Annotated in this window: 21 protein-coding genes and 3 pseudogenes; 14 read left to right on the top strand and 10 right to left on the bottom strand. The window is 73.2% G+C overall.

Annotated features, from left to right (window positions below; translation table 11 throughout):
* Window positions 1–6: 6 nt before the first annotated feature.
* A complete protein-coding gene (locus ACLZN2_RS43405) occupies window positions 7–972 on the bottom strand; it encodes an alpha/beta fold hydrolase (RefSeq protein WP_416985299.1) in 966 nt (321 codons plus the stop codon).
* Window positions 973–1125: 153 nt separating this feature from the next.
* Here ACLZN2_RS43405 and ACLZN2_RS43410 point away from each other — a divergent pair, with 153 nt between their 5' ends.
* Entirely contained in the window at window positions 1126–1869 is a 744-nt protein-coding gene (locus ACLZN2_RS43410; RefSeq protein ID WP_416985300.1) for a GntR family transcriptional regulator, read from the top strand.
* Between the two features lie 17 nt (window positions 1870–1886).
* Here the strand turns inward: ACLZN2_RS43410 and ACLZN2_RS43415 are convergent, their stop codons facing one another.
* Entirely contained in the window at window positions 1887–2660 is a 774-nt protein-coding gene (locus ACLZN2_RS43415) for an SDR family NAD(P)-dependent oxidoreductase (RefSeq protein ID WP_416985301.1), read from the bottom strand.
* 435 nt (window positions 2661–3095) lie between these two features.
* On the opposite strand from ACLZN2_RS43415, the gene htpG reads away from it, so the two are divergent.
* Complete coding sequence (gene htpG, locus ACLZN2_RS43420) at window positions 3096–4994, top strand: molecular chaperone HtpG (protein WP_416985302.1); 1899 nt, start codon at window positions 3096–3098, stop codon at window positions 4992–4994.
* A 159-nt stretch (window positions 4995–5153) separates the two neighbouring features.
* Window positions 5154–7484, top strand: a complete 2331-nt coding sequence (locus ACLZN2_RS43425) for an MFS transporter (protein ID WP_416985303.1) — start codon at window positions 5154–5156, stop codon at window positions 7482–7484.
* A gap of 124 nt (window positions 7485–7608) precedes the next feature.
* Here the strand turns inward: ACLZN2_RS43425 and ACLZN2_RS43430 are convergent.
* Window positions 7609–7707, bottom strand: a pseudogene (locus ACLZN2_RS43430) (alkaline phosphatase); the annotation flags it as partial.
* Between the two features lie 15 nt (window positions 7708–7722).
* Here ACLZN2_RS43430 and ACLZN2_RS43435 point away from each other — a divergent pair.
* Window positions 7723–8598 carry an SIS domain-containing protein gene (locus tag ACLZN2_RS43435; protein ID WP_416985304.1) on the top strand — a complete coding sequence of 292 codons (876 nt, stop codon included), beginning with the start codon at window positions 7723–7725 and terminating at the stop codon, window positions 8596–8598.
* 21 nt (window positions 8599–8619) lie between these two features.
* A complete protein-coding gene (locus ACLZN2_RS43440) occupies window positions 8620–9456 on the top strand; it encodes a class II fructose-bisphosphate aldolase (protein ID WP_416985305.1) in 837 nt (278 codons plus the stop codon).
* Here the strand turns inward: ACLZN2_RS43440 and ACLZN2_RS43445 are convergent.
* Window positions 9443–10582, bottom strand: a complete 1140-nt coding sequence (locus ACLZN2_RS43445) for a methyltransferase (RefSeq protein WP_416985376.1) — start codon at window positions 10580–10582, stop codon at window positions 9443–9445. The genes ACLZN2_RS43440 and ACLZN2_RS43445 overlap by 14 nt on opposite strands.
* A 78-nt stretch (window positions 10583–10660) precedes the next feature.
* Between ACLZN2_RS43445 and ACLZN2_RS43450 the strand changes: the two genes are divergently transcribed.
* The gene (locus ACLZN2_RS43450; RefSeq protein ID WP_416985306.1) at window positions 10661–11365 is read left to right on the top strand and encodes an alpha-ketoglutarate-dependent dioxygenase AlkB family protein; all 705 of its coding nucleotides are present in this window, start codon (window positions 10661–10663) and stop codon (window positions 11363–11365) included.
* A 27-nt stretch (window positions 11366–11392) separates the two neighbouring features.
* Entirely contained in the window at window positions 11393–12637 is a 1245-nt protein-coding gene (locus ACLZN2_RS43455; protein ID WP_416985307.1) for an ROK family protein, read from the top strand.
* A 13-nt stretch (window positions 12638–12650) separates the two neighbouring features.
* Here ACLZN2_RS43455 and ACLZN2_RS43460 read toward each other — a convergent pair.
* Window positions 12651–13200, bottom strand: a pseudogene (locus ACLZN2_RS43460) (LysR substrate-binding domain-containing protein); the annotation flags it as partial.
* A gap of 3 nt (window positions 13201–13203) precedes the next feature.
* Between ACLZN2_RS43460 and ACLZN2_RS43465 the strand changes: the two are divergent.
* A pseudogene (locus ACLZN2_RS43465) lies at window positions 13204–13515 on the top strand (ketol-acid reductoisomerase); the annotation flags it as partial.
* Between the two features lie 15 nt (window positions 13516–13530).
* Window positions 13531–14421, top strand: a complete 891-nt coding sequence (locus ACLZN2_RS43470) for an NAD(P)-dependent oxidoreductase (RefSeq protein ID WP_416985308.1) — start codon at window positions 13531–13533, stop codon at window positions 14419–14421.
* A 36-nt stretch (window positions 14422–14457) separates the two neighbouring features.
* Here the strand turns inward: ACLZN2_RS43470 and ACLZN2_RS43475 are convergent, their stop codons facing one another.
* The gene (locus ACLZN2_RS43475; RefSeq protein WP_416985377.1) at window positions 14458–14643 is read right to left on the bottom strand and encodes a DUF1272 domain-containing protein; all 186 of its coding nucleotides are present in this window, start codon (window positions 14641–14643) and stop codon (window positions 14458–14460) included.
* Between the two features lie 260 nt (window positions 14644–14903).
* On the opposite strand from ACLZN2_RS43475, the gene ACLZN2_RS43480 reads away from it, so the two are divergent.
* The 3 genes from ACLZN2_RS43480 to ACLZN2_RS43490 are packed head-to-tail and all read left to right on the top strand — an operon-like array spanning window position 14904 to window position 18489.
* Entirely contained in the window at window positions 14904–15185 is a 282-nt protein-coding gene (locus ACLZN2_RS43480; RefSeq protein ID WP_416985309.1) for an SHOCT domain-containing protein, read from the top strand.
* Entirely contained in the window at window positions 15182–15931 is a 750-nt protein-coding gene (locus ACLZN2_RS43485) for an ABC transporter ATP-binding protein (protein ID WP_416985310.1), read from the top strand. The genes ACLZN2_RS43480 and ACLZN2_RS43485 overlap by 4 nt, the downstream gene beginning before the upstream one ends.
* Window positions 15928–18489: an ABC transporter permease gene (locus tag ACLZN2_RS43490; RefSeq protein WP_416985311.1), complete on the top strand. Its 2562-nt coding sequence runs from the start codon at window positions 15928–15930 to the stop codon at window positions 18487–18489. The genes ACLZN2_RS43485 and ACLZN2_RS43490 overlap by 4 nt, the downstream gene beginning before the upstream one ends.
* 222 nt (window positions 18490–18711) lie before the next feature.
* Here the strand turns inward: ACLZN2_RS43490 and ACLZN2_RS43495 are convergent, their stop codons facing one another.
* Together ACLZN2_RS43495 and ACLZN2_RS43500 are read right to left on the bottom strand one after the other, a co-directional pair.
* Window positions 18712–19251: an ATP-binding protein gene (locus ACLZN2_RS43495; protein WP_416985312.1), complete on the bottom strand. Its 540-nt coding sequence runs from the start codon at window positions 19249–19251 to the stop codon at window positions 18712–18714.
* 192 nt (window positions 19252–19443) lie between these two features.
* Window positions 19444–19767 carry a hypothetical protein gene (locus ACLZN2_RS43500; protein ID WP_416985313.1) on the bottom strand — a complete coding sequence of 108 codons (324 nt, stop codon included), beginning with the start codon at window positions 19765–19767 and terminating at the stop codon, window positions 19444–19446.
* Window positions 19768–20135: 368 nt separating this feature from the next.
* Between ACLZN2_RS43500 and ACLZN2_RS43505 the strand changes: the two genes are divergently transcribed.
* Window positions 20136–21260: a PLP-dependent cysteine synthase family protein gene (locus tag ACLZN2_RS43505; RefSeq protein ID WP_416985314.1), complete on the top strand. Its 1125-nt coding sequence runs from the start codon at window positions 20136–20138 to the stop codon at window positions 21258–21260.
* Window positions 21261–21275: 15 nt separating this feature from the next.
* Here the strand turns inward: ACLZN2_RS43505 and ACLZN2_RS43510 are convergent, their stop codons facing one another.
* Window positions 21276–21752, bottom strand: a complete 477-nt coding sequence (locus ACLZN2_RS43510; RefSeq protein ID WP_416985315.1) for an SRPBCC family protein — start codon at window positions 21750–21752, stop codon at window positions 21276–21278.
* 52 nt (window positions 21753–21804) lie between these two features.
* Complete coding sequence (locus tag ACLZN2_RS43515) at window positions 21805–22635, bottom strand: DeoR/GlpR family DNA-binding transcription regulator (protein ID WP_416985316.1); 831 nt, start codon at window positions 22633–22635, stop codon at window positions 21805–21807.
* 279 nt (window positions 22636–22914) lie between these two features.
* On the opposite strand from ACLZN2_RS43515, the gene ACLZN2_RS43520 reads away from it, so the two are divergent.
* Window positions 22915–25257 (top strand): hypothetical protein, encoded by a 2343-nt coding sequence (locus ACLZN2_RS43520; RefSeq protein ID WP_416985317.1) that lies wholly within the window; start codon window positions 22915–22917, stop codon window positions 25255–25257.
* Window positions 25258–25259: the final 2 nt, after the last annotated feature.

Raw genomic sequence — 25259 nt, forward strand, 5'->3', positions numbered from 1 at the left:
GGGGGGCTAGGAGCCGCCGTGCCGTCCGAGGAAGCGGATCAGCAGGCGGTTCCAGGCGGCGGGCTGCTCCCAGTGCGGGTTGTGGCCCGCCTCGCGGACGACGTGGGTCTCCACGTCCCGCAGATGCCCGGAGTTCAGACGCATCACCGACGGCGGGCTGTACAAGTCGGCGTCCCCGGTGATCAGTTGGACCGGCAGGGTGAGCGTCTCCAGGGCCGCCCAGGTGATCGTGTGGGTGAGGGACTGGGCGAAGGCGTCGGAGGTGCGGGCGCGCTCGTGGATCTCCAGCCAGGCCGCCACCCCGTCCCGGTCACCACCCCGGTAGGACGGGCCCAGCTCCTTGAAGTCGGCCGGCATGTCTCCGAACGGGTCGGGCTGGAGCGCCGAGGTCAGCTCCTGGTACTCCGTGTCCTGGATGCCCATGACACTGCCCGACACGGTGAGGCTGAGCAGGCGGTCCGCGAAGGAGAGGGCGTAGTCGACCGCCACCGGGCCGCCCGCCGCCGAGCCGGACAGATGGAAGCGGCCCAGGCCCAGATGGTCGGCGAGGGTGTTCAGGTCGCCCGAGGCGGTGTCCGACTCCGCCTTGGTGCCGGCGACGGAGTTGTACGCCCCGCGCCGCGAGTAGCCGATCACCCGGAAGCCGGCCCCGGCGAGCACCGGCTGCTGGTACGGCCAGCTTTCGCCGCTGCCCGAGCCCGGATGCAGCAGCACGACGGCCTCCCCGTCGCCGCCGGTGTCCCAGCACCACAGACTGCCGCCCCCGGAGACCGGCACCTGGTACTCGGTGACCGGCACCTGCGCGGGCACCGGCACGGGCTCCCACGGCGCGGACGACTCCCCGGCGGCGCTCGCCGAGGCCGTACCCTGCGAGACACCGGACGTCGTGAGGGCGGCCAGTGCGGCGCCGCCGACCACCGCCCGTCTGCTGGGCCCCGTGGGGCCGCTGGGGCTGATGCGTACGTGCTTCATGATTCCTCCGGTGGACCATGGGCGTGGGTGTTGACAGGAATGTTGGAAGTCGACAGGAAGCGGGGGATCCCGTATCGGACGCGACACGGGGTGAGATAGTGTCGACACCGTTGAACCGGCTGTGAGCCCGGACCAGGCAGGGAGAAGTGCCGCATGACCGATCAGGACACGCACCTCGTGCTGGAGCGCCTCCTGCGGCTGCGGGACCGGCGCGAGCCGCTGGTCGCGCAGATCGCCGAATGGGTCGGCGCGGGCATCATCGAGGGCCGCCTCGAACCCGGGCAGGACCTCAACAGCGTCGATCTGTCACGCCGGTTCGACACCAGCCGCACCCCGGTGCGCGAGGCGCTGATGCTCCTCGAACAGGAGGGCCTGGTCGAGATGAAGGCGCGCCGCCGGCCCCGGGTCGCCGCGCCCTCCCCACAGGACATCCGGGACATCTACCAGGTGCGCAAGAACCTCCTGTCGATGCTCGCGGCGCTGCTCGTCGAGCGGGCGGGCGACGAGGAGATCGCCGAGCTGCGCACCCGGGTCGAGCGGATGCGGAAACTGGCGGACGACGGTGACGTGGACGGGTACTTCTGGAGCCATGTGACGCTCCAGGAGCGGATGACGGAGATCGTCGGCAACGCCACGCTCAAGCAGATCCTGGACTCCCTCGCGCTGCGCACCCTGATGCTGCGGCACCTGAGCCTGACCCGGGCCGGCCGCCTCGCCTACAGCGTCGACGACCAGGAGCGGCTGCTGCAGGCCGTCGAGGAGCGCGACGGGGAACTGGCCTCCGCGCTGATCGCGGGCGCGACGGTACGGGCACAGCGGGCGGTCGAGGAGCAGCTGGAGCAGGACGCGGCGGGCCGGGGCCGGGGACCCGCGCGACGGCGGCGCACGGCCTCCTGACGGCCGGTGAGGACCCTTCACTTGGCCAGTACTCCGCCGTCCACGGGGAAGTTCCCGCCGGTCACCCAGGCGGACTCGTCCGACGCCAGGTACACCGCGCACCAGGCGATGTCCCGAGGGGTCCCGACCCGGCCCAGCGGAATCCGGGCCAGCAGCGTCTCACGGGCCGTGCCGTCGTGGGCCCCCGCGGACTCCGTGGCGGGTGTGCGCACCATCCCCGGTGAGATCGTGTTGGCGCGGATGCCCGACGGGCCGCCCTCCACCGCGAGTTGACGGGTCAGGCCGAGCACCGCCGACTTGCCCGCGCAGTGCGCGACCATCCCGAAGGTCCCGCTGCCCCGGAAGGCGTTCACCGAGGCGAAGTTGACGATCGAGCCGCCGCCCGAGGCCTCCAGGTACGGCCACACCGCCTGAACGGGCAGGAAGACGACGTCGATCTCACCGCGGATGGTCGGCGTCCACTGCGCGCCGAAGTCCATCTCGGCGGTCGTCGCCATGTGCGGGGCGATCGCCCCCGCGGTGACCAGGACGTCGATCCGCCCGTGCCGCTCGTATGCCTCGTCCGCGAACCGCCGGGCGTCAGCCGGGACCGTCATGTCGTACGGGGCGAGCACCTCGACGGTCAGCCCCCGGTCGGCGGCCTCCTTGCGGGTGCGTTCGGCCGCGGCCGCGTCGATGTCACAGCCGACGACGGTCGCGCCCTGCTCCGCGAAGAGCAGCGCGCAGCCCTGGCCGATCCCGGCCCCCGCGCCGGTGACGAGAGCGACTTTCCCGGAGAGCCTGCCGGTCACATGGACCCCCTTCTCGCGACGTCCGCACGAGACGCGGCGCGACTCGCCCTCCCTTCTTAGTGTCGACAGTATGGGTGGGTCAAGGGGTGTGGCGCGCCGATAGGGGCTATCTGTCGACAGTTGGGCAGGTGGTCGGCCACCGGCGGCGACAGTGCCGTACGTCGGGCAGCCCGTGCCCGCGCGTCCGTACAGAGGTGGGCAGCGCGGACGTGCGGACGTCGAAGCCGCGGCCGTTGTCGGCCATGTCCAGGGAGATCTGGTCGCCTCCGACGCGGGGAGGGAGCGTCCTTCGACCGCACCGAGGGCGAGGAGTCGAAGATCCGTGTCACCCGCGCGGACGACCTCGGCCAACCCTGAACCCCGCCCCACCTGGTCTTTGTAGAGTGGCCCTCACCTGTCCACGAGACTCCGGAACCCGTGAGGTGCACCCCAACCATGACGACCGAAACGTTTGAGTTCCAGGTAGAGGCGCGTCAACTGCTCCAGTTGATGATCCACTCGGTCTACTCGAACAAGGACGTCTTCCTGCGCGAGCTCGTCTCCAACGCCTCCGACGCGCTGGACAAGCTACGCCTCGCCAAGCTGCGGGACGACGCGCTCGACGCCGACGTCTCCGACCTGCACATCGAGATCGACACCGACACCGAGGCCCGGACGCTCACCGTGCGGGACAACGGGATCGGGATGTCGTACGACGAGGTCGGCAAACTCATCGGCACCATCGCCCACTCCGGCACCGCGCAGTTCGCCAAGGAACTGCGCGAGGCCGAGGACGCGGACAGCGCCGAGGGGCTCATCGGCCAGTTCGGCGTCGGCTTCTACTCCGGCTTCATGGTCGCGGACGAGATGACCCTGCTGACCCGGCACGCCGGGGAGAGCCACGGCACCCGCTGGTCCTCGCGCGGCGAGGGAACGTACACCCTGGAGACCGTCGACGACGCGCCGCAGGGCACCTCCGTCACCCTGCACCTCAAGCCCGCCGACGACGAGGACAAGCTCCACGACTACACCTCCACCTGGACGATCAAGGACATCGTCAAGCGGTACTCGGACTTCATCACCTGGCCGATCCGCACGGTCCCGCAGCCGGGCGAGGACGGCACCACGCCCGAGCCCGAGACGCTCAACTCGATGAAGGCGCTGTGGGCGCGCTCGCGCGAGGAGGTGTCCGACGACGAGTACCACGAGCTGTACAAGCACATCAGCCACGACTGGCGCGAGCCGCTGGAGACCGTCAGGCTCCAGGCGGAGGGCACCTTCGAGTACCAGGCCCTGCTGTTCGTGCCCTCGCACGCCCCGCACGACCTCTACACCCAGGGCTACAAGCGCGGTGTGCAGTTGTACGTGAAGCGCGTCTTCATCATGGACGACTGCGAGGCGCTGCTGCCGCCCTACCTGCGCTTCGTCAAGGGCGTGGTCGACGCCGCGGACCTCTCCCTCAACGTCTCCCGCGAGATCCTGCAGCAGGACCGGCACATCCGCATGATGCAGCGCCGGCTCACCAAGAAGCTCCTGTCCACGGTCAAGGAGATGAGGGAGAACGCCCCGGAGCGGTACGCCACGTTCTGGCGGGAGTTCGGCTCCGTCCTCAAGGAGGGCCTGCTCAGCGACTCCGACAACCGCGAGACCCTCCTCGCCGCCGCGTCCTTCGCCAGCACCCACGCCGACAGCGAACCCACCACGCTCAAGGCGTACGTGGAGCGGATGAAGGACGGCCAGGAGGACATCTACTACCTGACCGGCGAGTCCCGCGAGAGCATCGAGAACTCCCCGCACATGGAGGCGTTCCGCGCCAAGGGCATCGAGGTCCTGCTGCTCACCGACGCCGTCGACGAGGTGTGGGTCGACGTGGTGGGCGAGTTCGAGGGCAAGCGGCTCAAGTCCGTCGCCAAGGGCGAGGTCGACCTCGACGGCGAGAGCGACGAAAAGGCCGACGGCGAGCGGGAGAAGCAGGGCGAGGAGTACGCCGCCCTGCTCGGCTGGATGAAGGAGCAACTGGGCGACGACATCAAGGAGGTTCGCCTCTCCTTGCGCCTCACCGTCTCCCCGTCCTGCCTCGTCTCCGACACGGGGGACCTCACCCCCGCGCTGGAGAACATGTACCGCGTGATGGGCCAGGAGGTGCCCAAGGCGCAGCGGATCCTCGAACTCAACCCCGGCCACCAGCTGGTGCGGGGTCTGAACAAGGCCTACAGCGAGCGCGAGGACCGCACCGAGCTCGCCGGGACCGCCGAACTGCTGCACGGCCTCGCGGTGCTCGCCGAGGGCGGCCGGCCGACGGATCCGGGACGGTTCGTGAAGCTGGTCGCGGAACGGCTGGAGCGCGCGCTGTAGAGGTCGCCGGGGGATTCCGGGCAGGGAAGGTGAATCGGCCCCTGCCCGGAATCTTCACGTTCCGAGCACCAAAAGTTCTAGTTGGTTGAGTCAATCAACTGGCCCTACGATGCTGGGCAGTTCGTGCTGGAACGCATCCCCCCACGGAGGCCCCCCACCATGTCCCACGCGCATCCCGCGCCCGCCCCGGCGGGGGTCTCCGCGCCCGCAGAGACCGCGCGGCGGGCGGGCCTCGTCGTCGCGGTGCTGGCCTTCGGCGGGATCGTCGTCTCGCTCATGCAGACGCTGGTCATCCCGATCGTCCCCGAACTGCCGAAGCTGCTGGACGCGTCAGCGTCGGACGCCGCCTGGGCCGTCACCGCCACCCTGCTCGCCGCCGCCGTCGCCACCCCCGTCATGGGCCGGCTCGGCGACATGTACGGCAAGCGCCGCATGCTGCTCGTCAGCCTGGTCATGCTCGTCGCCGGATCCGTCACGGCCGCCCTCAGCGACACGCTCGCCCCGATGATCGTCGGCCGGGCTCTCCAGGGCCTCGCCTCCGGCGTCATCCCGCTCGGCATCAGCATCATGCGCGACGAACTGCCCGCCGAGCGGCTCGGCTCGGCCACCGCGCTGATGAGCGCCTCCCTCGGCGTCGGCGGCGCCCTCGGACTGCCCGCCGCCGCGCTCATCGCGGACCACTTCGACTGGCACGCGCTGTTCTGGACGTCCGCCGCGCTGGGTGTCGTCGCGGCGGTGCTGGTCCCGCTGTGCGTGCCCGAGTCGCCGGTGCGGGCCGGCGGCCGCTTCGACGTCGTGGGCGCCCTCGGCATGGCGGCCGGGCTGGTCTGTCTGCTGCTGGCCATCTCCAAGGGCGCCGACTGGGGCTGGGACAGCACCACCACGCTCGGGCTGTTCGGCGCGGCGGCCGTGGTCCTCCTCGTCTGGGGCCTGTTCGAACTGCGCGTCGCCCGGCCCCTGGTGGACCTGCGGACCACCGCCCGCCGCCAGGTGCTGGTGACCAACCTCGCCTCCCTGGCCTTCGGCTTCTCCATGTTCGCGATGTCCCTGATCCTTCCCCAGCTGCTGCAGTTGCCTGAGGCGACGGGCTACGGTCTGGGCAGGTCGCTGTTGGCTGCCGGGCTGGTCATGGCTCCGACGGGCCTGGTCATGATGGCCACGGCGCCGCTGTCCGCGCTCGTGTCCAGGGCGCACGGGCCCAAGGTGACCCTGATGACCGGTGCCGTGATCGTGGCCGCCGGGTACGGGCTCGGCGTCGTGCTGATGGACGCCGTGTGGCAGTTGGTGCTGGTCTCCTGCGTCGTCGGCGCCGGCATCGGCTTCGCCTACGGGGCCATGCCCGCGCTCGTCATGGGCGCGGTGGACCCCTCCGAGACGGCCGCCGCGAACAGCCTCAACACGCTGATGCGATCCATCGGCACCTCGACCGCGAGCGCCGTCGCCGGGGTGATCCTGGCCCGGATGACCACCACCTTCGGCACGGTCGCCCTGCCGTCCGAGAACGGGTTCAAGGTGGTCATGGCGGTGGGGTCGGGGGCGGCGGTGCTGGCGCTGGTGGTCGCCGTGTTCCTGCCCCGACAGCAGGGGGCCGGGGCGGAACCCGAGGTGCGACCGGCGGTGGTACGGGACGAGCGGGCCCTCGGTGCCGCCGTCGCCGTCCCGCTGGCCCGTGCCGTCGCCGAACTGGTCGCCACGGTGCCGGGGCTCACCGACGGTGAGCCGGGCGGCGGCGGACGTCCCGTGCACGGGCGGGTGCGGGACGCGGAGAGCGCGCCGGTGGCGGGGGCCGCGATGACACTGATCTCCCTGGGCGGACGGCAGTTGGGCCGCACGGTCACCGCCGCCGACGGCTCCTACGCCCTCGACGCGCCGGGAGAGGGCACCTACGTGCTGATCACCGCCGCCGACGGCCATCAGCCGCAGGCGGCCACCGTCGTGGCGGGGGCGGCGCCGGTGACGTACGACGTCGTCCTCGTCGGCAGCAGCGGGCTCACCGGTGTGGTGCGCTCCGCCGACGGCGGGGCGCCGGTCGCCGGAGCGGTCGTCATCGTCACGGACGTGCGCGGGGACGTACTGGCCGGCGTACGGACGGACGGCGCAGGGGAGTTCACGATGGCGGACCTGGTGCCGGGACCGGTGACCGTCGCCGTCAGCTCGCCCAGGCACCGGCCGCTGGCACTCCCCGTGGAGATCGGCGCCACCGGTCTCACCCGGGTCGACGTCGAGCTGCGGCCCGGCGCCCAGGTCCGGGGCACGGTACGCGGCGCGGGCACCCCGCTCGGCGACGCGCGGGTGACGCTGGTGGACGCCGCCGGGAACGTCGTCGCTTCCACGACGACCGGGAGCGACGGCGCGTACGCCTTCTCCGACCTGGACGGCGGCCAGTACACGGTGATCGCGACCGGCTACCCGCCCCGGGCGACCGGGATCAGCCTCGGCGGCGGTGACATGGACGACCACGACATCGAACTCGCCCACGCAGGCGAGTAGTTCACTCGCCGCCCCTCGAGCGGACCGGCATCCGCCCCACTCGGGTGCCGGTCCTTCTTTCCGGGCCGTTCCTTCCGAGCCGTCGCTCGTCCTCACACCGTGAGCACCCGGATCCCCGCCTCGTCCTGGAGTCGGCGGCGCGCCCGGCCGTCTTGTAGCGCGACGGCAGCTCGTACGACACTCCGTGCACCACCGCGCCGCCCCGGGTGCGGACCAGCATTTCAGCGGGAGGTGGGGCATGACCCACGTCGAGGACGAGCTGAGGAGCCAGCCCGAGTGCTGGACCCGGGCCGCGGCCGAAGCCGGCCGGTACGCCCGGGAGCTGCCACAGCCGGGGGAGCGGGTGGCGATCGTCGGCTGCGGCACCTCCTTCTTCATGGCCCAGGCGGCCGCCGCCCTCCGCGAGGGCGCCGGGCAGGGCGAGACGGACGCCTTCGCCGCCTCCGAGTTCCCCCACCATCGTCCCTACGACCGGATCCTCGCCCTCACCCGCTCCGGCACCACCACCGAGGTCCTCGACCTCCTCGCCCGGCACCGGGGCCGGGCACGCACCACCGCCGTCACCGCCGACCCGCGCACCCCGGTCATGGAGGTGGCCGACCAGGTTGTCGTCCTCGATCACGCCGACGAACTCTCCGTCGTGCAGACCCGGTTCGCGACCACCGCGCTCACTCTTCTGCGCGCCCACCTCGGTGTGCACCCCGGCACCGCCGTCGCCGACGCCCGCACCGCGCTCACCGAGCCGCTGCCCCAAGGGCTCGTGGAATGCGGCCAGTTCACGTTCCTCGGGCGCGGCTGGACCGTGGGGCTGGCGAACGAGGCCGCTCTGAAGATGCGCGAGGCCTCGCTCGCCTGGGCCGAGGCGTACCCCGCCATGGAGTACCGGCACGGACCCATCAGCGTCAGCACGGCCGGCACGGCCACCTGGATGATCGGTGAGGCTCCCGACCAACTGGCCCAACAGGTGGGCGACACCGGCGCGTTGTGGGTGCGGGGAGTGCTGGACCCCCTCGCCGAGCTGGTTCGCGCCCAGCGGCTCGCCGTGGCCCTCGCCGCAGCCCGGGGGCTCGACCCGGACCGGCCCCGCCACCTCACCCGCTCCGTGATCCTCTGACCCGGCCGAGCTGGAGCTGCCGTGCCCCTCACCACCACCGGCGAGCTGGTCACCCGCGCCCGCGCGGCCCGTACCGCCGTCGTCGCCTTCAACATCATCACGCTGGAACACATCGAGGCCGTCGTCGGCGGCGCCGAGTCCGCCGGTGCGCCCGTCGTCCTCCAAGTCAGCGAGAACGCCGTCAGGTTCCGCAAAGGACGGTTGCTCCCGCTGGCCCGCGCCGCGATCGCCGCCGCCGAACAGACCGCCGTACCCGTCGCGTTGCATCTCGACCACGTCCAGAGCGATCCCTTGCTCCGCCGGGCGGCCGACGCCGGGTTCGGCTCGGTGATGTACGACGCCTCCCGGCTGCCGTACGCCGACAACCTCGCCGCGACCCGCGCCGCCGTCGACTGGGCGCACTCCCAAGGGCTCTGGATCGAGGGGGAGTTGGGGGAGATCGGCGGCAAGGGCGCGCACGCCCCCGGAGCCCGCACCGACCCCGGTGAGGCACGCGCCTTCGCCGACGGCTCCGGGGTGGACGCCCTGGCCGTCGCCATCGGCAGCGTGCATGCCATGACCACGCGTACCGCCACCCTCGACCACGCCCTGCTGGCACGGCTCGCCGCGGCCGTGGACGTGCCCCTGGTCCTGCACGGTTCGTCCGGGGTCCCCGACGACCAGCTGACCGCCGCCGTCGCGGGCGGGATCACCAAGGTCAACATCGGCACCGCCCTCAACCAGGCCCTCACCGGCGCGATCCGGGAGTTCCTGGACGCCGAGCCCACCGTCGTCGACCCGCGCCGCTATCTGAGCGTGGGAAGGGAGGCGATGGCACGGACCGTGGAGCGCACGATCCGCCTGCTCACCCGCGCCTGACGGCCTTCAGCACCACGAACTTCGGGTCCCCGGCGACGAGTCGGCAGTTCCCGAACAGCCGCTTCAGCTTCACGTGGTAGCCCAGATGCCGGTTGCCCACCACCCACAGCTCCCCGCCCGGCCGCAGCACGCGCCGCGCGCCCGTGAACATCCGCCGGGCCGTCGCGTCCGTGGTCGCCTGGTGGGAGTGGAACGGCGGATTGTTCAGCACGACGTCCACGCTGCCGTCCGGCACCCCGGTCAGCCCGTCCCCGACGCGGAACTCGGCGTGCCCCGGCACCCCGTTGGCCTTGAACGTCGCCTCCGCCGAGGCCACCGCCTGGAACGACTCGTCCGTGAACAGCACCTCCGCCTCCGGGTTGGCCAGCGCCACCGCCGTCCCCACGATCCCGTTGCCGCAGCCCAGGTCCACGACCCTGCGCGTGCCGTCCGTCTCCGGAAGGTGCTTCAGGAAGAAGCGGGTGCCGATGTCCAGCCGGTCGGCGCAGAACACCCCCGCGTGGTTGACGACCGGCCGTCCGGACAGCAGCGCGCCGACGTCGCCCGGAAGGCCGTAGGAGTACGGCCACGGGTTGGCGGGGCGGGGCAGTGACGCGTCCGGGGCGCAGAAGATCAGCCGCGCCTTCTGCCGGGCGAGCGATGTCCTGGTCGGGCCGAGGATCCGCTCGAAGAGGGTCAGCGTGGAGGTGTGGATCTCCTTCACCATTCCGGTGCCGATCACGACCGTGCCCGGGTGGACGGCGGGCGCGAGCCGCAGGAGCTGGTCCTCCAGGAGCGCCAGGCTCTTCGGCACCCGGACAAGGAGCAGGTCGACGCGGTCGGGCACCGGGTCCCGGGTGGTGAGCAGCCGCACGGCGCCGGGCTCGACACCGGCCCGCGCGAGGTTGGCCCGGGTCGCCTCCTGGCCCAGCCAGGAGTCGCTGATCTGCACCGGGCGGTGCGCCGCGAGCGCCGTGACCAGTGCGCCCCAGCGGTCGCCCAGCACCACGACCGTGCCGGACAGGGACACGTCCTGCTCGGCGAGGTGCCGGAGCAGATACACGTCGGAGGCGTCCCAGGCACGCAGCCGGTCGCGCGGTTCCTCGGGGAAGCGGGCCAGGGCGACCTCGCCCCACGGCGTCGTCATACGGTCGTTCATGGTGCCCCCAGGCTAGCCCAACCGCAGCTCAGACCCGGTGTCGGTGCGGTGGGGGAGGATGGCCGTATGGACGGCGAGCTGTTTCCCCGGGAGCGTGCCCGGATCGCGCCGGGCGCGGTCCACGTGCCCGACTGGCTCGACGCGGACCGCCAGCGCGAGCTCCTCGAAGCCTGCCGCGCGTGGGCCAGACCCCCGGCCGGCCTGCGCACGGTCCGCACCCCCGGCGGCGGCACGATGACCGCCCGCCAGGTCTGTCTGGGCTGGCACTGGTACCCGTACGCCTACGCCCGCACGGTCGTCGACGGGGACGGTACGCCGGTGAAGCCCTTCCCGTCCTGGCTCGGTGAGCTGGGGCGGCGCGCGGTGGCCGACGCGCTGGGACCGCGGGCGGCGAGCGCGGCCCCGTACGACATCGCGCTGATCAACTTCTACGACGGCGACGCCCGTATGGGCCTGCACCGGGACGCCGACGAACAGTCCGACGCGCCCGTGGTGTCCCTGAGCCTCGGCGACACCTGCGTGTTCCGCTTCGGCAACACCGAGACCCGCACCCGGCCCTGGACCGACGTGGAGCTGCGCAGCGGCGACCTGTTCGTGTTCGGCGGACCGTCCCGGCTCGCGTACCACGGAGTGCCGCGCGTCCTGCCGGGTACGGCACCGGCGGGGCTGGGCCTGACGGGGCGGCTGAACATCACGCTGCGGGTGAGCGGCTTCACCGGCGCACCCCCGCGCCCGGTCGACGCACCCGGTGGCTTCCCCGGCGGCGACTGAGTAACGGATCATGGGAGACTCCCCCTCATGAGCGGCAAGGCGGACCCCCGGCCGAAGGGGGAAGGGACCACCTCGAGGGCGCGGTTGGACCGGGGGCGCGGTGCCCTCGGGCCCGCGTTGGAGCTCGTGCACACCGGGCGGGCGCCCACCCGGTCCGTGCTCACCGCGGAACTCGGCGTCACCCGTGCCACGGCCGGCGCGGTCGCCGCGGAGCTGGAGGCGCTGGGGCTGATCAGGGTGGACGCGCGGCCCGGTGCCGCCGCCGGTTCCCAGGGCCGGCCCTCGCACCGGCTCGAACTCGCCGAGGAGGGCCCGGTCGCCCTGGCCGCGCAGGTGCACGCCGACGGGTTCCGGGCCGCACTGGTCGGCCTCGGCGGCCGGATCGTCGCCACCACACCCAGCTGCGAGGCCGTGGACGCCGATCCCGCGAAGGTCCTCGGCGCCGCCGTCGACGCCGGCGCGGAGCTGCTGGGCCGGACCGGCCGCCGGTGCGTCGGCGCAGGGCTCGCCGTGCCGTCGGCGGTCACCGAACCCGAAGGCCTGGCCCTGAACCCGCTCCACCTGGCCTGGCCGGTGGGGGCGCCGGTGCGCGAGGTCTTCGCCGAACGCGTCCGGGCCGCCGGGATCACCGGCCCCGCCTTCGTCGGCAACGACGTCAACCTCGCCGCCCTCGCCGAACACCGGCACGGCGCCGGACGCGGGGCGCGCGACCTGCTGTGCGTGGCCACCGGGCACCGGGGCGTCGGCGGCGCACTGGTCCTCGACGGGCGTCTGCACACGGGGAGTTCGGGGCTCGCCCTCGAAGTCGGGCACCTCACCGTCAACCCCGAGGGCCGCCCCTGCCACTGCGGCGGCCGCGGCTGCCTCGACGTCGAGGCCGACCCGCTGGCCCTGCTGACGACCGCCGGCCGCGAGCCCGGCCCCGAGGGCTCACTGCTCCACCAGGCCAACGAACTGATCCGCGAGGAGTACGGCGACCCCATCGTCCGCACGGCCGCCGAGGCCCTCATCGACCGGCTCGGCCTCGGACTCGCGGGCCTCGTGAACATCCTCAACCCCGACCGGATCATCCTCGGCGGACTGCACCGCACCCTCCTCGACGCCGACCCCGACCGGCTGCGCGCCGTCGTCGCCGACCGCAGCCTCTGGGGCCGCAGCGGCGGCGTCCCCATCCTCGCCTGCACCCTCGACCACAACAGCCTGGTCGGCGCGGCGGAACTGGCCTGGCAGCCGGTGCTGGACGATCCACTCGGGGCGCTGAGCGTGGCCTGAACAGCGTTCTACCTCACGGCCCCATCGGGCTCCACAACGCCGCCACCGCCGGCCTGCGCAGATCCGCCCTGCGCACACACAGCCCGATCGGGAACGGCTCCGGCGGCGGACCGGCCGCCGGCACCACCGCCGGCCGCTCCCGCACCGCGCTGTGCTCCAGGACCAGACCAGCCCCGGCATCACGCACGTGCCGCAGCCCAGGGAGACCAGCGCCAGCAGCCCCTCATGGCCGTCCGGTTCACAGACCACCTCGGGGGTCCGGCCGCGCGCCCGGAACCAGCGGTCGGCCGCCTCGCGCACCAGCCCCCGCTGCGGCAGCACGAACGGCCCGTCGAGCCCGTCGTCCGGCCGCTCCCGCGCGGTCACGAACACCAGCTCCGTGACCGCCACCGTCCGGCTCACCAGCGCCTCCGCAGCCGCGCCGGGATGCCCGCCACCGCCGCGTCGACCTCGCCCTCGTCCAGCCGGGCCGGCGCCACCGCGGCGCCCCCGGTCCGCAGATCGAGCCGGACCTGCGGATGCGCCGCCCGCAGCGGCGCCAGCAGGTCCGGCAGCAGCGCCTGACCATCGTCGAGAGCCTGTACGGGCGTTACCGGCTCGCGGGCGACGACGAGATCACCGCGTACGAGAAGTCCTGCGAGAACGTCACCGGCCCGATCGCCCGCACGATCTCCCGGTCCGCACTGCGGGCGGTGCGCGAGGACCTCGACCCGGCCGGACGGGAGGTCTTCGACCGTGCGTACACGGCGACGTACGCACCGGCCCGCGAGATCGTCGCGGAAATCTACGACGAGGTCGCCGACGGCACCGAGCTGCGCAGTGTCGTCCTCGCCGAACGGCGGCTCGCGCGGCGCCCGATGAGCCGGATCGGTGGTTCGAAGTAGGTTGACGGCATGACCGACAAGACCACCGTGAGTGTCCTCGGCACCGGCATCATGGGCGCCGCCATGGCCCGCAACCTCGTCCGCGCCGGACACGCCGTCCGCGCCTGGAACCGCACCCGCGCCAGGGCCGAGCCGCTGGCCGCCGACGGCGTCACCGTCACCGACACCCCCGCCGAGGCCGTCCGCGGCGCCGACGTCGTCCTGACCATGCTGTACGACGGCCCCGCCGCCCTGGACGTCATGCGCGAGGCCGCTCCCGCCCTGCGCTCCGGCGCCGCCTGGGTGCAGTCGACCACCGCCGGCATCGAGGCGATCGGCGACCTGGCCGCCTTCGCCCACGAGCACGGCCTCGCCTTCTTCGACGCGCCGGTGCTCGGCACCCGCCAGCCCGCCGAGGCCGGGCAGCTGACGGTCCTGGCGGCCGGCCCGGCCGAGCACCGGGACGCGGTCGCGCCCGTCTTCGACGCGGTCGGCGCCCGCACGGTGTGGACCGGAGAGGACGGCGGCGCGGGCAGCGCCACCCGGCTGAAGCTGGTCGCCAACAGCTGGGTCATCGCCGCGACCGCCGCGACCGGCGAGGTACTCGCCCTCGCCCAGTCCCTGGACGTCGCCCCGGAGGCGTTCTTCGGGCTCATCGAGGGAGGCCCGCTGGACATGGGCTATCTGAAGGCCAAGGCCGGGATGATCCTCGACGGCCGCCTCTCCCCGCCCCAGTTCGCGGTCGACACCGCGGCCAAGGACGCCCGTCTCATCGTCGAGGCCGGCCGCGCGAACGGTGTCCGTCTGGACGTGGCGGCCGCGAGCGCGGAACGCCTGGAGCGCGCGGCGGCACAGGGGCACGGCGACGAGGACATGGCCGCGGCCTACTTCGCGAGCTTCGACGAGAAGCCGTCCGCCTGAGGCACGTGCAGCATCTCCGGGTCGCGACCCGAGCCGTCACACCCCGGCGGCTCGGCGCGGCCGGTGCACCAACTCGCCGCCGCAGTTGGGGCAGACACCCCGCAGAGCCTCCCCGCACGGCCCGCAGAAGGTGCACTCGTAGGAGCAGATCAGCGCCGGCCCGTCGGGCGGCAGAGCGGCCGTCATACAGCGCTCGCAGCGCTCACGCATCTCCAGGGCCATGGCCGGACCACTCCTCACCCGCGGGTCTCTGTCACCGGCCATGCTCGCGGACCGTACGGCGACCGACAGCGCCCCGGCGGGACAGGGACCGACACGATCGGGCCACCCGCGCTCTCCGCCCGGAGCAGTTCCGGGACCCCACGTGTACTCCCCGGGAGGTACCCGCACTGCCGCTGGCCGTACGACGACCCGGGCCCCCTCCCGGCGGGATTCTCGAGGCATCGCAGCACGAAGGCCCCTCACCGAGGAGATGACCCGAGATGAACACCCTGGCGAACTGGGACGGCGGCGGCCCCGGCCCCTGGATCCTGTTCCTCCCGCTGATCTGGGCGGCCGTCGTCGTCGGCGTCGTCACCCTGCTGCGCCGCACGGTGTGGCGCGGTCGGCGCGGCCCCTGGAACCCCGTCGACCGGCCCACCGGCGACTCGCCCCTCGTCGTCCTCGGCCGGCGCTTCGCCTCCGGCGAGATCGACGAGGACGAGTACTGGCGCCGGCTGTCCGTTCTCGACGAGCAGTTCGGCCGGAAGGGGGGTGCGCTGTGACCACCGCGACCGCCCTCACGACGGCCGCCCGGGTCGCCGACGCCGTGAAGGTGTACGGCGTCGGCGACACCGCCGTACGGGCCCTGGACGGGGTGAGCGTCGACTTCCCGGCCGGACGGTTCACCGCGATCATGGGCCCGTCGGGCTCCGGAAAGTCCACCCTGATGCACTGCGCGGCCGGCCTGGACACGCTCACCTCCGGCGCGGCCTACATCGGCGACACCGAACTGGGCGCCCTCGACGACCGCCGCCTCACGCTCCTGCGCCGCGACCGGGTCGGGTTCGTGTTCCAGTCGTTCAACCTGGTCCCCACCCTGACCGTCGAGGAGAACATCCGGCTGCCGCTGGACCTCGCGGGCGCCCGGGGCGAGGCCGACTGGATCGATGCCCTGGTCGACGTCGTCGGTCTGCGCGACCGGCTCCACCACCGGCCCTCGCAGCTCTCCGGCGGACAGCAGCAACGGGTCGCCGTGGCCCGCGCGTTCGCCGGCCGTCCCGACGTCGTCTTCGCCGACGAGCCCACCGGCAACCTCGACTCCCGCTCCGGGGGAGAGGTCCTCGGGCTCCTCGCCCGGACCGTGCGTCACACCGGCCGTACGGTCGTGATGGTCACCCACGACCCGGTGGCCGCCGCCCACGCCGACGAGGTCGTCTTCCTCGCCGACGGACGGCTCGTCGACCGTATGCGGTCGCCGACCGCCGACCGCGTCCTGGACCGCGTGAAAGCGTTCGAGGTGCCGTCATGAACGCGTCCCTCCGCCTCGGCCTCTCCTCCCTGCGCGCCCACGGGCGACGCTTCGCCGGCACCTTCCTCGCCGTCTTCCTCGGTGTGGCCTTCCTCGCCGGGACGCTCGTCATGGGCGACACCCTGCGCGCGAGCTTCGACTCGATGTTCGGCAGCGCCACCGCCGGCACCGACGCCGTCGTACGCGGCGCCGACGCCATCACCACCCCCGGCGAGAGCCAGGGCGTACGCCGACCGGTCAGCACCTCCCTCGCCGAGACCGTCGAGAAGGTCCCCGGCGTGGCGGCCGCCGTCCCCGACATCCAGGGCGCGGGACAGCTCGTCGGCAGCGACGGCGAGCCGATCGGCGGCCAGGGGCCGCCCACCCTCGCCGGCAACTGGATCGCCGACCCGAAGCTCAACCCGTACCGGCTCGCCGAGGGCCGCGTCCCCGCCCGGTCCGGCGAGGTCGTCGTCAACCGGGGCACCGCCGAGAAGGGCGGACTGAAGATCGGCGACACGACCGTCCTGCGCACCCCCGACCCGGTGCGCGTGACGATCGTCGGGCTCGCCACCTTCGGCGGCGAGGACGGCATGGCCCAGGTGACCTTCACCGGGATGACCCGGGCCGACGCCGAGAAGTACCTCACCGCCAGGCCCGGCCAGGCCACGGGCATCGTGGTCCGCGCCGACCCCGGAGTGAGCCAGACCGAGCTGGTCCACCGGCTGACTCCCGTACTGCCCAAGGGTGTTGAAGCGATTACCGGGCAGGAGTCGGCGCGCGAGAACACCGACATGATCGCCAGTCAGTTCCTCACGGTCTTCACCACGTTCCTGCTGGTGTTCTCCGGAGTCGCCCTGCTCGTCGCGACCTTCTCCATCCACAACACCTTCGCGATCGTCGTCGCCCAACGCACCCGTGAGAACGCCCTGTTGCGCGCCCTCGGCGCATCCCGCCGTCAGATCTCCGCGGCCACCCTCACCGAGGCGAGCGTCGTCGCCGTGACCGCCTCCGCCGCCGGACTGGCGGGCGGCATCGGCATCGCGGCCGGGCTCCAGGCACTGTTCCCGGCGATCGGATTCCCCTTCCCCGAGGGCGACCTGGTGATCGGCGGCCTGTCGCTGGGCATCCCCCTCGCGGTCGGCGTCCTGGTCTGCCTCGGCTCCGCGCTGCTGCCCGCCGTACGCGCCGGACGCACCGCCCCGCTGGCCGCGCTCCGCGAGAGCGCCGTCGACACCTCCGGCGCCTCCCGGCCGCGTGCCGTCCTCGGTACCGGACTGCTCGCCGTGGCCGTCGCGGTGACCCTGACCGGCGTCCTCGTCTCGCCGTCCGTGTGGCTGGCCGGCCTCGGCGCCCTCCTCGCCCTCGTCGCCTTCGTCGTCCTCGGCCCGGTCGCCTCCGGCACCGTCGTACGTGTCCTCGGCAGCCCCCTCGACCGGCTGCGCGGAGTCACCGGCGGCCTCGCCCGGCGCAACGCCCTGCGCAGCCCCAGGCGGACGGCCGCCACCGCGAGCGCGCTGATGATCGGCGTGGCCGTGGTGTCCCTGTTCACCGTGTTCGGGGCCTCCCTGAAGGCCACCATGGACCAGACCGTCTCCCGGTCCTTCGCGGGCGACGTCGCCGTCAGCACCCCCTCCTTCGGCGCGGGCGGCAGCGGGCTGAGCCCGAGGCTGGCCCCCGCGATCGGCGCGCTGCCCGAGGTCGACACCGCCGTCGGACTCGGCCGCGGAGTCGCCGAAGTCGACGGCAGGGGACGGGCGTTGACCGTGACCGACCCGGCTGCCCTGGCACGCACCTTCGACCTCGGCACCGTACGCGGGAACCTGCGCGCCCTCGGCACTGACGGACTCGCCGTCACCCGCGCCGAAGCCGACCGCCAGGGCCTGCGCGTCGGCGACCCGGCCCGGCTCGTCTTCGCCGACGGCGAGCGGCGCATCTTCACCGTCCGCGCGGTCTACGGGCAGTCCGAACTCGCCGGCGACTACGTCATCACCCGCGCCGCCTGGGCCCCGCACCGCACCCAGGACGCCGACACCCTGATCGCCGTCTCCTTCAAGGACGGCGTGAGCACCGCACAGGGCGAGGCGGCCGTCGAGAAGGTCGCCGCGCACTACGGCAACCCCGAGGTCCAGACCCGCGACGCGTACGCGACGTCGTCCGCCGGCGGCATCGACATGATGCTCACCCTCGTCTACGCCCTGCTCGCCCTCGCGGTCCTCATCGCGCTCCTCGGCATCGCCAACACCCTGACGCTGGCGATCCACGAACGCACCCGGGAACTCGGTCTGCTGCGGGCCGTCGGCCAGACCCGGTCCCAGCTGCGGGCCATGGTCCGCTGGGAGTCGGTCCTGGTCGCCGCCTTCGGCACGGCGGGCGGCCTGGCGCTCGGCACCTTCCTCGGCTGGGTGCTGGTGACGGCCTCCGACGGGGCGAGCGACAGCGCGTTCGCCTTCGCGCTGCCGCCCGCCCAGCTCGCCGTGGTCGCCCTCATGGGCCTCGCCGCAGGAGCCCTCGCCGGTCTGCGCCCGGCCCGCCGCGCGGCCCGCCTGGACGTGCTGCGGGCCGTCGCCACAGAATGACTTGCCCGCGTTTGCGGGGTGCCGCTGCGCCCACCCTCCCCACTCTCGGCTTCTCCCCCACTCTCGGCTTCGCTCGAGCGGGAGGGACCCCCATGAGCGGGGGGACCTCCATCGCCCCAGCGGCACGACTGCCCGCAGCTACGCGGCTGCGCCGACGGGGATTGCCGGAGAGGCTCCCGGCGGGCCTGCCCGACTTACCGGAAAGGGCAGGTCACCGCCCGGTCAGCCGACGACGGCGGACCGGGCGGGAGCATGGGCGGGCCGGTGCGCGTCGACGGCGACGACGTCGGCGAACCGGGGCGCGACCTGTTCCCGGGGCGTACGGCGCGGCGGACGCGCCGACCGCTCCGGCGTGGCGACCGACGCGGGCAGCGTGAACCAGACGACCTTGCCGGACTCCCCGTCCGGCCGCGCGCCCCAGCTCTCGCTCATCGCGGCCACCATGGCGAGCCCACGCCCGCAGGTGGCCAGCGTCCCGGTGTCCTTGACGTCAGCCGGCACCGGAAGCCGCGGATCACGGTCGCGCACGGAGACGGTGAGCCGGTCCAGCAGCAGCTCCATCTCCACGACACACGTCTTGTCGGGCCGGGCGTGCAGGTGGACGTTGGTCAACAGCTCCGTCACACCGAGCGCGGCCCGGTCTATGAGGGGATCGAGATGCCAGTAGCGCAACTGCGCCGATACGATTCTGCGGACCTGGCCGATCCGCGACGGCAGGGCTTGGAGCTCCACCGTGCAGTGCCTGCTTGGGTTGCTGATCACGGCTGCGACTCCCCGACTGAGGTCCGGAAGAACACGGAGTTCGGATCGATCGAGCAGAGCTGCTGCGCAAGGCGGCCGCCTGCTGTGGCCGGCGGGCTGGTTCGCAGCGTTATCGCCGGTAAACCCAGAGTGACGTGAGAACAGCGTGACTCAGGGGGTCCCGCGGCGCAACTCGCACTGCCCGGGGCTGCTTCAGCGGGGGCGTCCCGCCGCCTTCCGTACGGCCTCGATGAACCGGCGTGCCGCGGGCGGCCCCGGCTCGCCCGGCGCGGGGTCGTGGTCGCCGAGGGTCAGCAGGTACCGGTTGCCGTTGAGGTCCGCCAGCGCCCGGTCCTCCGGGGCGAACCAGGGCCGGGAGGCGCGGACCGCCTGCACCGGCGCGCTGTCGATCTCGCTGCCGTAACTGGTGAGCAGTTCCAGCCTGCCGCCGCTGATCCGGACCTGCCCGGCCCGGGTGAGCGAGCGCAGTCTCTTCCCGATCCGCACGCCCGTCGCCGTGAACTCCGGCTCCGCCATGCCTCCCCGCCCCCTTGCGGTCGTACTCGCGTGAGCGAACTCGTCGTGTCCGTGATCCAGTGTGCGCCCCCGTCCGGGACCCGCGCCCGTGTCCAGGGACGTACGCCCTGACCCGGAGCTCCGCCCCGCCCGGTGCAGTCTGCCCGCGCCCGGCGTCGAGCACCAGTACGTATGACACGCCGACCCCGGCCTTCAGGAGCACTCGCGCGAATGCGCCCCCCGCGCGCCCGCACCCGCTCCCCAGGGCCGCCTTTGAGGCCCCCAAAGGTGTGTTTATGCAGGTGAGAAGCGGTACGGAAGGTGCTTATGATCGGTGTGCCGGCCGCCTCGGGCGCCCGTCGGCGCGACGCGCGTAAGGAGCTCCTGCCGTGACCACCCCCCAGCAGACCGGAACCGGTACCACCCTCGACGTCGACCGCAGCGACACCCTCTACCGCGACTGGCTGAAAGAAGCCGTCCGCAGAGTCCAGGCCGACGCCAACCGCTCGGCCGACACCCATCTGCTCCGCTTCCCGCTCCCCGACAGCTGGGGCGTCGACCTGTACCTCAAGGACGAGTCGACCCACCCCACCGGCAGCCTCAAGCACCGCCTCGCCCGATCGCTGTTCCTCTACGGCCTGTGCAATGGCTGGATCCGGCCGGACCGCCCGGTGATCGAGGCGTCCAGCGGCTCCACCGCCGTGTCGGAGGCGTACTTCGCCAAGCTGATCGGCGTGCCCTTCATCGCCGTCATGCCCCGCACCACGAGCGCCGAGAAGATCCGCCTCATCGAGTTCCACGGCGGCGGCTGTCACTTCGTCGACGACCCGCGCACCATGTACGAGGAGTCGGCCCGCCTCGCGGCGGACACCGGCGGCCACTACATGGACCAGTTCACCTACGCCGAGCGGGCCACGGACTGGCGCGGGAACAACAACATCGCCGAATCCGTCTTCCGCCAGCTGGAGTCGGAGCGGTTCCCGGAGCCCGCCTGGATCGTCGCCACGGCCGGCACCGGCGGCACCTCCGCGACCATCGCCCGGTACGTCCACTACACCCAGCGCGACACCCGCATCTGTGTCGCCGACCCCGAGAACTCGTGCTTCTTCGAGGGCTGGACCACCGGCGATCCGGACGTCACCTGCGACTGCGGCTCCCGTATCGAGGGCATCGGCCGGCCCCGTATGGAACCGAGCTTCGTGCCGGGCGCCGTCGACCGCATGATGAAGGTCCCTGACGCGGCCAGTGTCGCCGCCGTACGGGCCCTGGAGCAGGCGATCGGCCGCAGGGCGGGCGGCTCCACGGGCACCGGGCTGTGGAGCGCGCTGAAGATCGTCGCCGAGATGGTCGCCGACGGCCGGCGGGGGAGCGTGGTCACCCTGCTGTGCGACCCCGGCGACCGCTACCTCGACAAGTACTACTCCGACGCCTGGCTCGCCGAACAGGGCCTGGACATCGCGCCCTACACGGCGGCCATCGAGTCGATGCTGGCGACGGGGGTGTGGCCGGAATGAACCGGGCGCGCCGTTCTACGCGCCTGTCGCGAGCCGTCGCTCCAGCCGGGTCATCGCGTCCCGGAACGAACGCCCGAGGCCCGGGCTCGCCAGCCGCAGCACACCCCTGACCAGGGCGGGCCCGTCCGCGGCGAACGTCCACCGCACCCGTGTCCCGGCGCCGCCGGGCGTGAGCCGCCACTCCTCGACCAGCGCCCGCAGCCCCGGCGCGTTGGTGACGTCCACCCGGTACGCGTACACCTCGGGTTCCTTCGCCGCGAGCACCGTCTCCCGGAACCGCGTGCCGCCCCGCAGCCGTACGTCCCGCCCCGCCCCCTCGTCGAGCGGCTCGGCCGACGCGACGGCCGGGAACCAGTCGGCCCAGCCGGAGACGTCCGAGGCCAGCGCGTGGAAGACCCGCTCCGGCGGAGCGGCGAGCTCACGGGTGAAGACCAGCCGTACGGGAGCGGCCCCGACGAAGTCGAGACCTTCGGCACGCAGACGACGGACCATGGCGACACGGACCCCCTAGGTCGACGGCCCCGCCACCCTAGCCGTCACCCCGTCAGATGTCTTCCCCCGCACCGGGCTCGCCGGCCACCACCAGCCGCCGCAGATGCTCCGAGATCTCCGCGCGGGCCGCACCCGGCAGCCCGGCGTCCGTGACCAGCGTGTCGACCTGCTCCAGGGCCGCGAACGAACTCAGGCCCACCACACCCCACTTGGTGTGGTCGGCGACCACCACGACCCGGCGTGCCGACTGCACCAGGCGCCGGTTGGTCTCGGCCTCCGCCAGGTTCGGCGTCGACAGCCCCGCCTCGGTGGATATCCCGTGCACCCCGAGGAACAGCAGATCGAAGTGGAGCGCCGCGATGGCCTGGTCCGCGACCGGCCCCACCAGCGAGTCGGACGGGGTGCGCACCCCACCGGTCAGCACCACCGTCGCCGCGCCCTGCCGGGGACCCGAGGAGCGCTGTGCCATGTGGAACACATCGGCCACCCGCACCGAGTTCGTCACCACGGTCAGGTCCGGGACCTCCAGCAGCTGATGCGCCAGCGCGTACGTCGTCGTACCGCCCGACAGCGCGATCGCGCTGCCCGGCGCCACCAGCTCCGCCGCGGCCCGCGCGATGTCCTCCTTGGCGGTCAGCTCCAGCCCCGACTTCGCCTCGAAGCCCGGCTCGTGCGTGCTCGCCTCCACCACCGGCACCGCGCCGCCGTGCACCTTCTCCAGCATGCCCTGGCGGGCCAGCGCGTCCAGGTCGCGGCGGACCGTCATGTCCGACACGCCGAGTTTGCGGGTCAGCTCGTTGACACGGACGCCGCCCCGGCGACGTACCTCGTCCAGGATCAGGGCGCGGCGCTGCTCCGCGAGGAGGTTCTGATTCTCGCTCACGTACGCTCCGGTCCTTTCCTCGAACGGCTCCACAGGCCCGTTCACCTGCTGCGACGAGAACATTCTCACCGGTCACCGGTGCGCGGGCGTCCCATCCTCGCACGACAGGCCCCCGACTGTGCCAGCACCCCGACGCGTGCATGCCATCAGGCGGCTGTGATGTTCCTGTGCGGCCCGGATCGGGGAGACACGTATCGGGGAGATTCGGTGCGCACAGGTGTGGACGCACGCCGCAGCGGAGATCCTGAGCCCGCACGACAGACATGGAAGCGGCGTGTCATGGGGGAAGCGCGAACAGTGGAACGTTCCTCGACGGGCAGAGCGGCCCTGGAACTCCTGGTCCACGGCGTGGGCGGCGCCAGGCCGGAGAAGATGCTGAACGATCCGCGCACCGTGCGGATCACCGGCGACGACACGGCCGCGGTCTACCGGCGCGCAGAGGACGCCGACGCGGACGCCCCGGCGGCCGACGCCAACACACCGTCCGGCGATCACGACGGACGGCCGGTCCCGGAGGCGTACGTCTGGTCCAACCTGACCTCCGGCAACGGCACCCGCGCCCTGTGGCTGTTACTGCTGCCGTTCATGGTGGTCAACCTCGCCCACTGGATGCGCCCGGCCTCCCGCGAGGGCACGCGCGCGGTCCGCCTGTACGGTCTGCTCGTACGGCTCGCCGGCCTCAGCCTGACGGTCCTGCTCGTCGCCGCGGCCTGCGAGGTCGCCCTGGACCTCACCGCCTGGCAGTGCGCGGGCACGCGCGCGTGCGCCGCGCGCCACTCCTGGCTGGGCTTCCTTTCCCCCAGCGGCTCGCACGGCGGCTGGTGGAGCCCACCGGGCCGCCGCCTCGCCCTGGCGGCCCTGGTCCCGACCGCCCTGACCGGCCTCCTCTGGTACCTCTCCCACCGCACCTGGCGGGCGTACGAGTCCCAGGAGCCCCTCGACCGAGCCGCCGAGCCCGAACACGGCCCCGCCCACACCGCGCTGAGCCGCCCCGGCTTCTGGTACGGGCGCCGCCTCGTGGCCCGCCTGCGCGCAGCCCACACCGCGGCGGGCCTGCTCACGGTGGCCGCGGCGGTCGGTACGGCGGCGGCCCGCGAGGACCACCGCCCCGGCGGCCCCGCCGTCCTGGACGCGCTCGGCCGACTGCTGGAGGTGTCCCTCGCCGTCGGCGCCCTCGCCGTGGTCTGGGTGGTGTGCCGACGCGGCCGCAGCGAGAACCGCCTCGACCGCACCCTCGACGCCCACCTGGTGCACCGTCTCCCCCTCACCGCCCTCACCCTCCTCGCGCTCACCCTGGTCTACGCCGCCTGGAACCGCCCCGGCTGGCACTCCTCCGGTCGACTCCAGGGCGACACGACCTTCGGCGCCCTCGCCCTGTCCCAGGGGGCCCTGGTGCTCGCCCTGGCCGCCGTCGCGCACGTCCTGTACCGGGGACCGGGGGGCGACGCCGACCAGGGGAGGGACGAGCGGGAGCGGTGCGCCCTGCGTGGCCTCGGCGGGCCCGCCGTCGTGATGCTGGCCTGTGCGCTGGGCGGGGTGATGTCCGGCGGCGTGTCGCAACGGGTCTCGGACTGGCTGGACGGCACCGGGACCTTCCTCGACGGCCCGCCGGTGCTGCTGACCTGGCAGGCGTCCGTGATCCCCGTGCTGTTCGTCGTCCTGCTGGTGCTGTGCGGGCTGCTCGGCCGGCGCACCTGGCGGCTCACCCGGGCCGAACGGGTGGCGGTGGCCCGTGAGTACGGCGCCGACCCCGGTGACCCGGCCCGCACCGGCCGTATCGCCCGTACGCGGTCGATGGCCACGCTCACCGACCGCGGCCCCCTCCTCGTCGCCGTCACCGCCGGCACGACCCTGCTCCTGGGCGCGGCCGCCGTCGTCGGCACCTTCGCGAGTCGCAGGACCCCGGTCCGGGCCGCGGAGGCCGCCGGACCCTTCGTACAGGGCGCCGCCCAGGCCGCGCAGGCGCTCGGCTCCTGGCTGATCGGCCTCGGCTTCATACTGTTCGTCACCTGGGGCCGCCGCGCCTACAAGGACGCCTCCGCCCGGCGCACCATCGGCATCCTCTGGGACGTGGGCACCTTCTGGCCCCGCGCCGCCCATCCCTTCGCCCCGCCCTGCTACGCCGAGCGCGCCGTGCCCGACCTGACCTGGCGGATGACCAGCTGGACCCGGGCCACCGGCGGGCGTCTCGTCATCTCCGGGCACTCCCAGGGCAGCGTCCTCGCCGCGGCCGCCGCCTGGCAGCTGAAGCCCTCCGACCGCAAACGGGTCGCCCTGCTCACCTACGGCTCACCGATCGAGCGCCTCTACGGCCGCTGGTTCCCGGCCCACTTCGGCCCGGCCGCGCTCGCCGCCCTGCACCGGGACATCGCCTGCTGGCGCAACCTGTACCGGCTCACCGACCCCATCGGCGGCCCGGTGCGGCTGACCGGCGACGACTGCGGCCCCGAGGTGGACCGCGCGCCCCTCGCGGACCCCCTGGCGTACGGCCGCACCGCCGAGCATCCGCTGCCCGCCCCCATCCTGGGCCACTCCGACTACCAGGCGGACCCGGCCTTCGCCGAGGAACGCGCCCACCTGCTGGCCCGGTTGCACCCCGAGCTGCCCGCGCAGCGCACCTGAGC

It is taken from the genome of Streptomyces sp. T028 (assembly GCF_048159505.1).
Taxonomy (GTDB): Bacteria; Actinomycetota; Actinomycetes; order Streptomycetales; family Streptomycetaceae; genus Streptomyces.

What these genes read in the sequence shown, in the direction of transcription:
- ACLZN2_RS43405 (WP_416985299.1), bottom strand. Translation starts at nt 972, where the DNA reads ATGAAGCACGTACGCATCAGCCCCAGCGGCCCCACGGGGCCCAGCAGA.
- ACLZN2_RS43410 (WP_416985300.1), top strand. Translation starts at nt 1,126, where the DNA reads ATGACCGATCAGGACACGCACCTCGTGCTGGAGCGCCTCCTGCGGCTG.
- htpG (WP_416985302.1), top strand. Translation starts at nt 3,096, where the DNA reads ATGACGACCGAAACGTTTGAGTTCCAGGTAGAGGCGCGTCAACTGCTC.
- ACLZN2_RS43425 (WP_416985303.1), top strand. Translation starts at nt 5,154, where the DNA reads ATGTCCCACGCGCATCCCGCGCCCGCCCCGGCGGGGGTCTCCGCGCCC.
- ACLZN2_RS43435 (WP_416985304.1), top strand. Translation starts at nt 7,723, where the DNA reads ATGACCCACGTCGAGGACGAGCTGAGGAGCCAGCCCGAGTGCTGGACC.
- ACLZN2_RS43445 (WP_416985376.1), bottom strand. Translation starts at nt 10,582, where the DNA reads ATGACGACGCCGTGGGGCGAGGTCGCCCTGGCCCGCTTCCCCGAGGAA.
- ACLZN2_RS43450 (WP_416985306.1), top strand. Translation starts at nt 10,661, where the DNA reads ATGGACGGCGAGCTGTTTCCCCGGGAGCGTGCCCGGATCGCGCCGGGC.
- ACLZN2_RS43455 (WP_416985307.1), top strand. Translation starts at nt 11,393, where the DNA reads ATGAGCGGCAAGGCGGACCCCCGGCCGAAGGGGGAAGGGACCACCTCG.
- ACLZN2_RS43470 (WP_416985308.1), top strand. Translation starts at nt 13,531, where the DNA reads ATGACCGACAAGACCACCGTGAGTGTCCTCGGCACCGGCATCATGGGC.
- ACLZN2_RS43475 (WP_416985377.1), bottom strand. Translation starts at nt 14,643, where the DNA reads ATGGCCCTGGAGATGCGTGAGCGCTGCGAGCGCTGTATGACGGCCGCT.
- ACLZN2_RS43480 (WP_416985309.1), top strand. Translation starts at nt 14,904, where the DNA reads ATGAACACCCTGGCGAACTGGGACGGCGGCGGCCCCGGCCCCTGGATC.
- ACLZN2_RS43490 (WP_416985311.1), top strand. Translation starts at nt 15,928, where the DNA reads ATGAACGCGTCCCTCCGCCTCGGCCTCTCCTCCCTGCGCGCCCACGGG.
- ACLZN2_RS43500 (WP_416985313.1), bottom strand. Translation starts at nt 19,767, where the DNA reads ATGGCGGAGCCGGAGTTCACGGCGACGGGCGTGCGGATCGGGAAGAGA.
- ACLZN2_RS43510 (WP_416985315.1), bottom strand. Translation starts at nt 21,752, where the DNA reads ATGGTCCGTCGTCTGCGTGCCGAAGGTCTCGACTTCGTCGGGGCCGCT.
- ACLZN2_RS43520 (WP_416985317.1), top strand. Translation starts at nt 22,915, where the DNA reads ATGGGGGAAGCGCGAACAGTGGAACGTTCCTCGACGGGCAGAGCGGCC.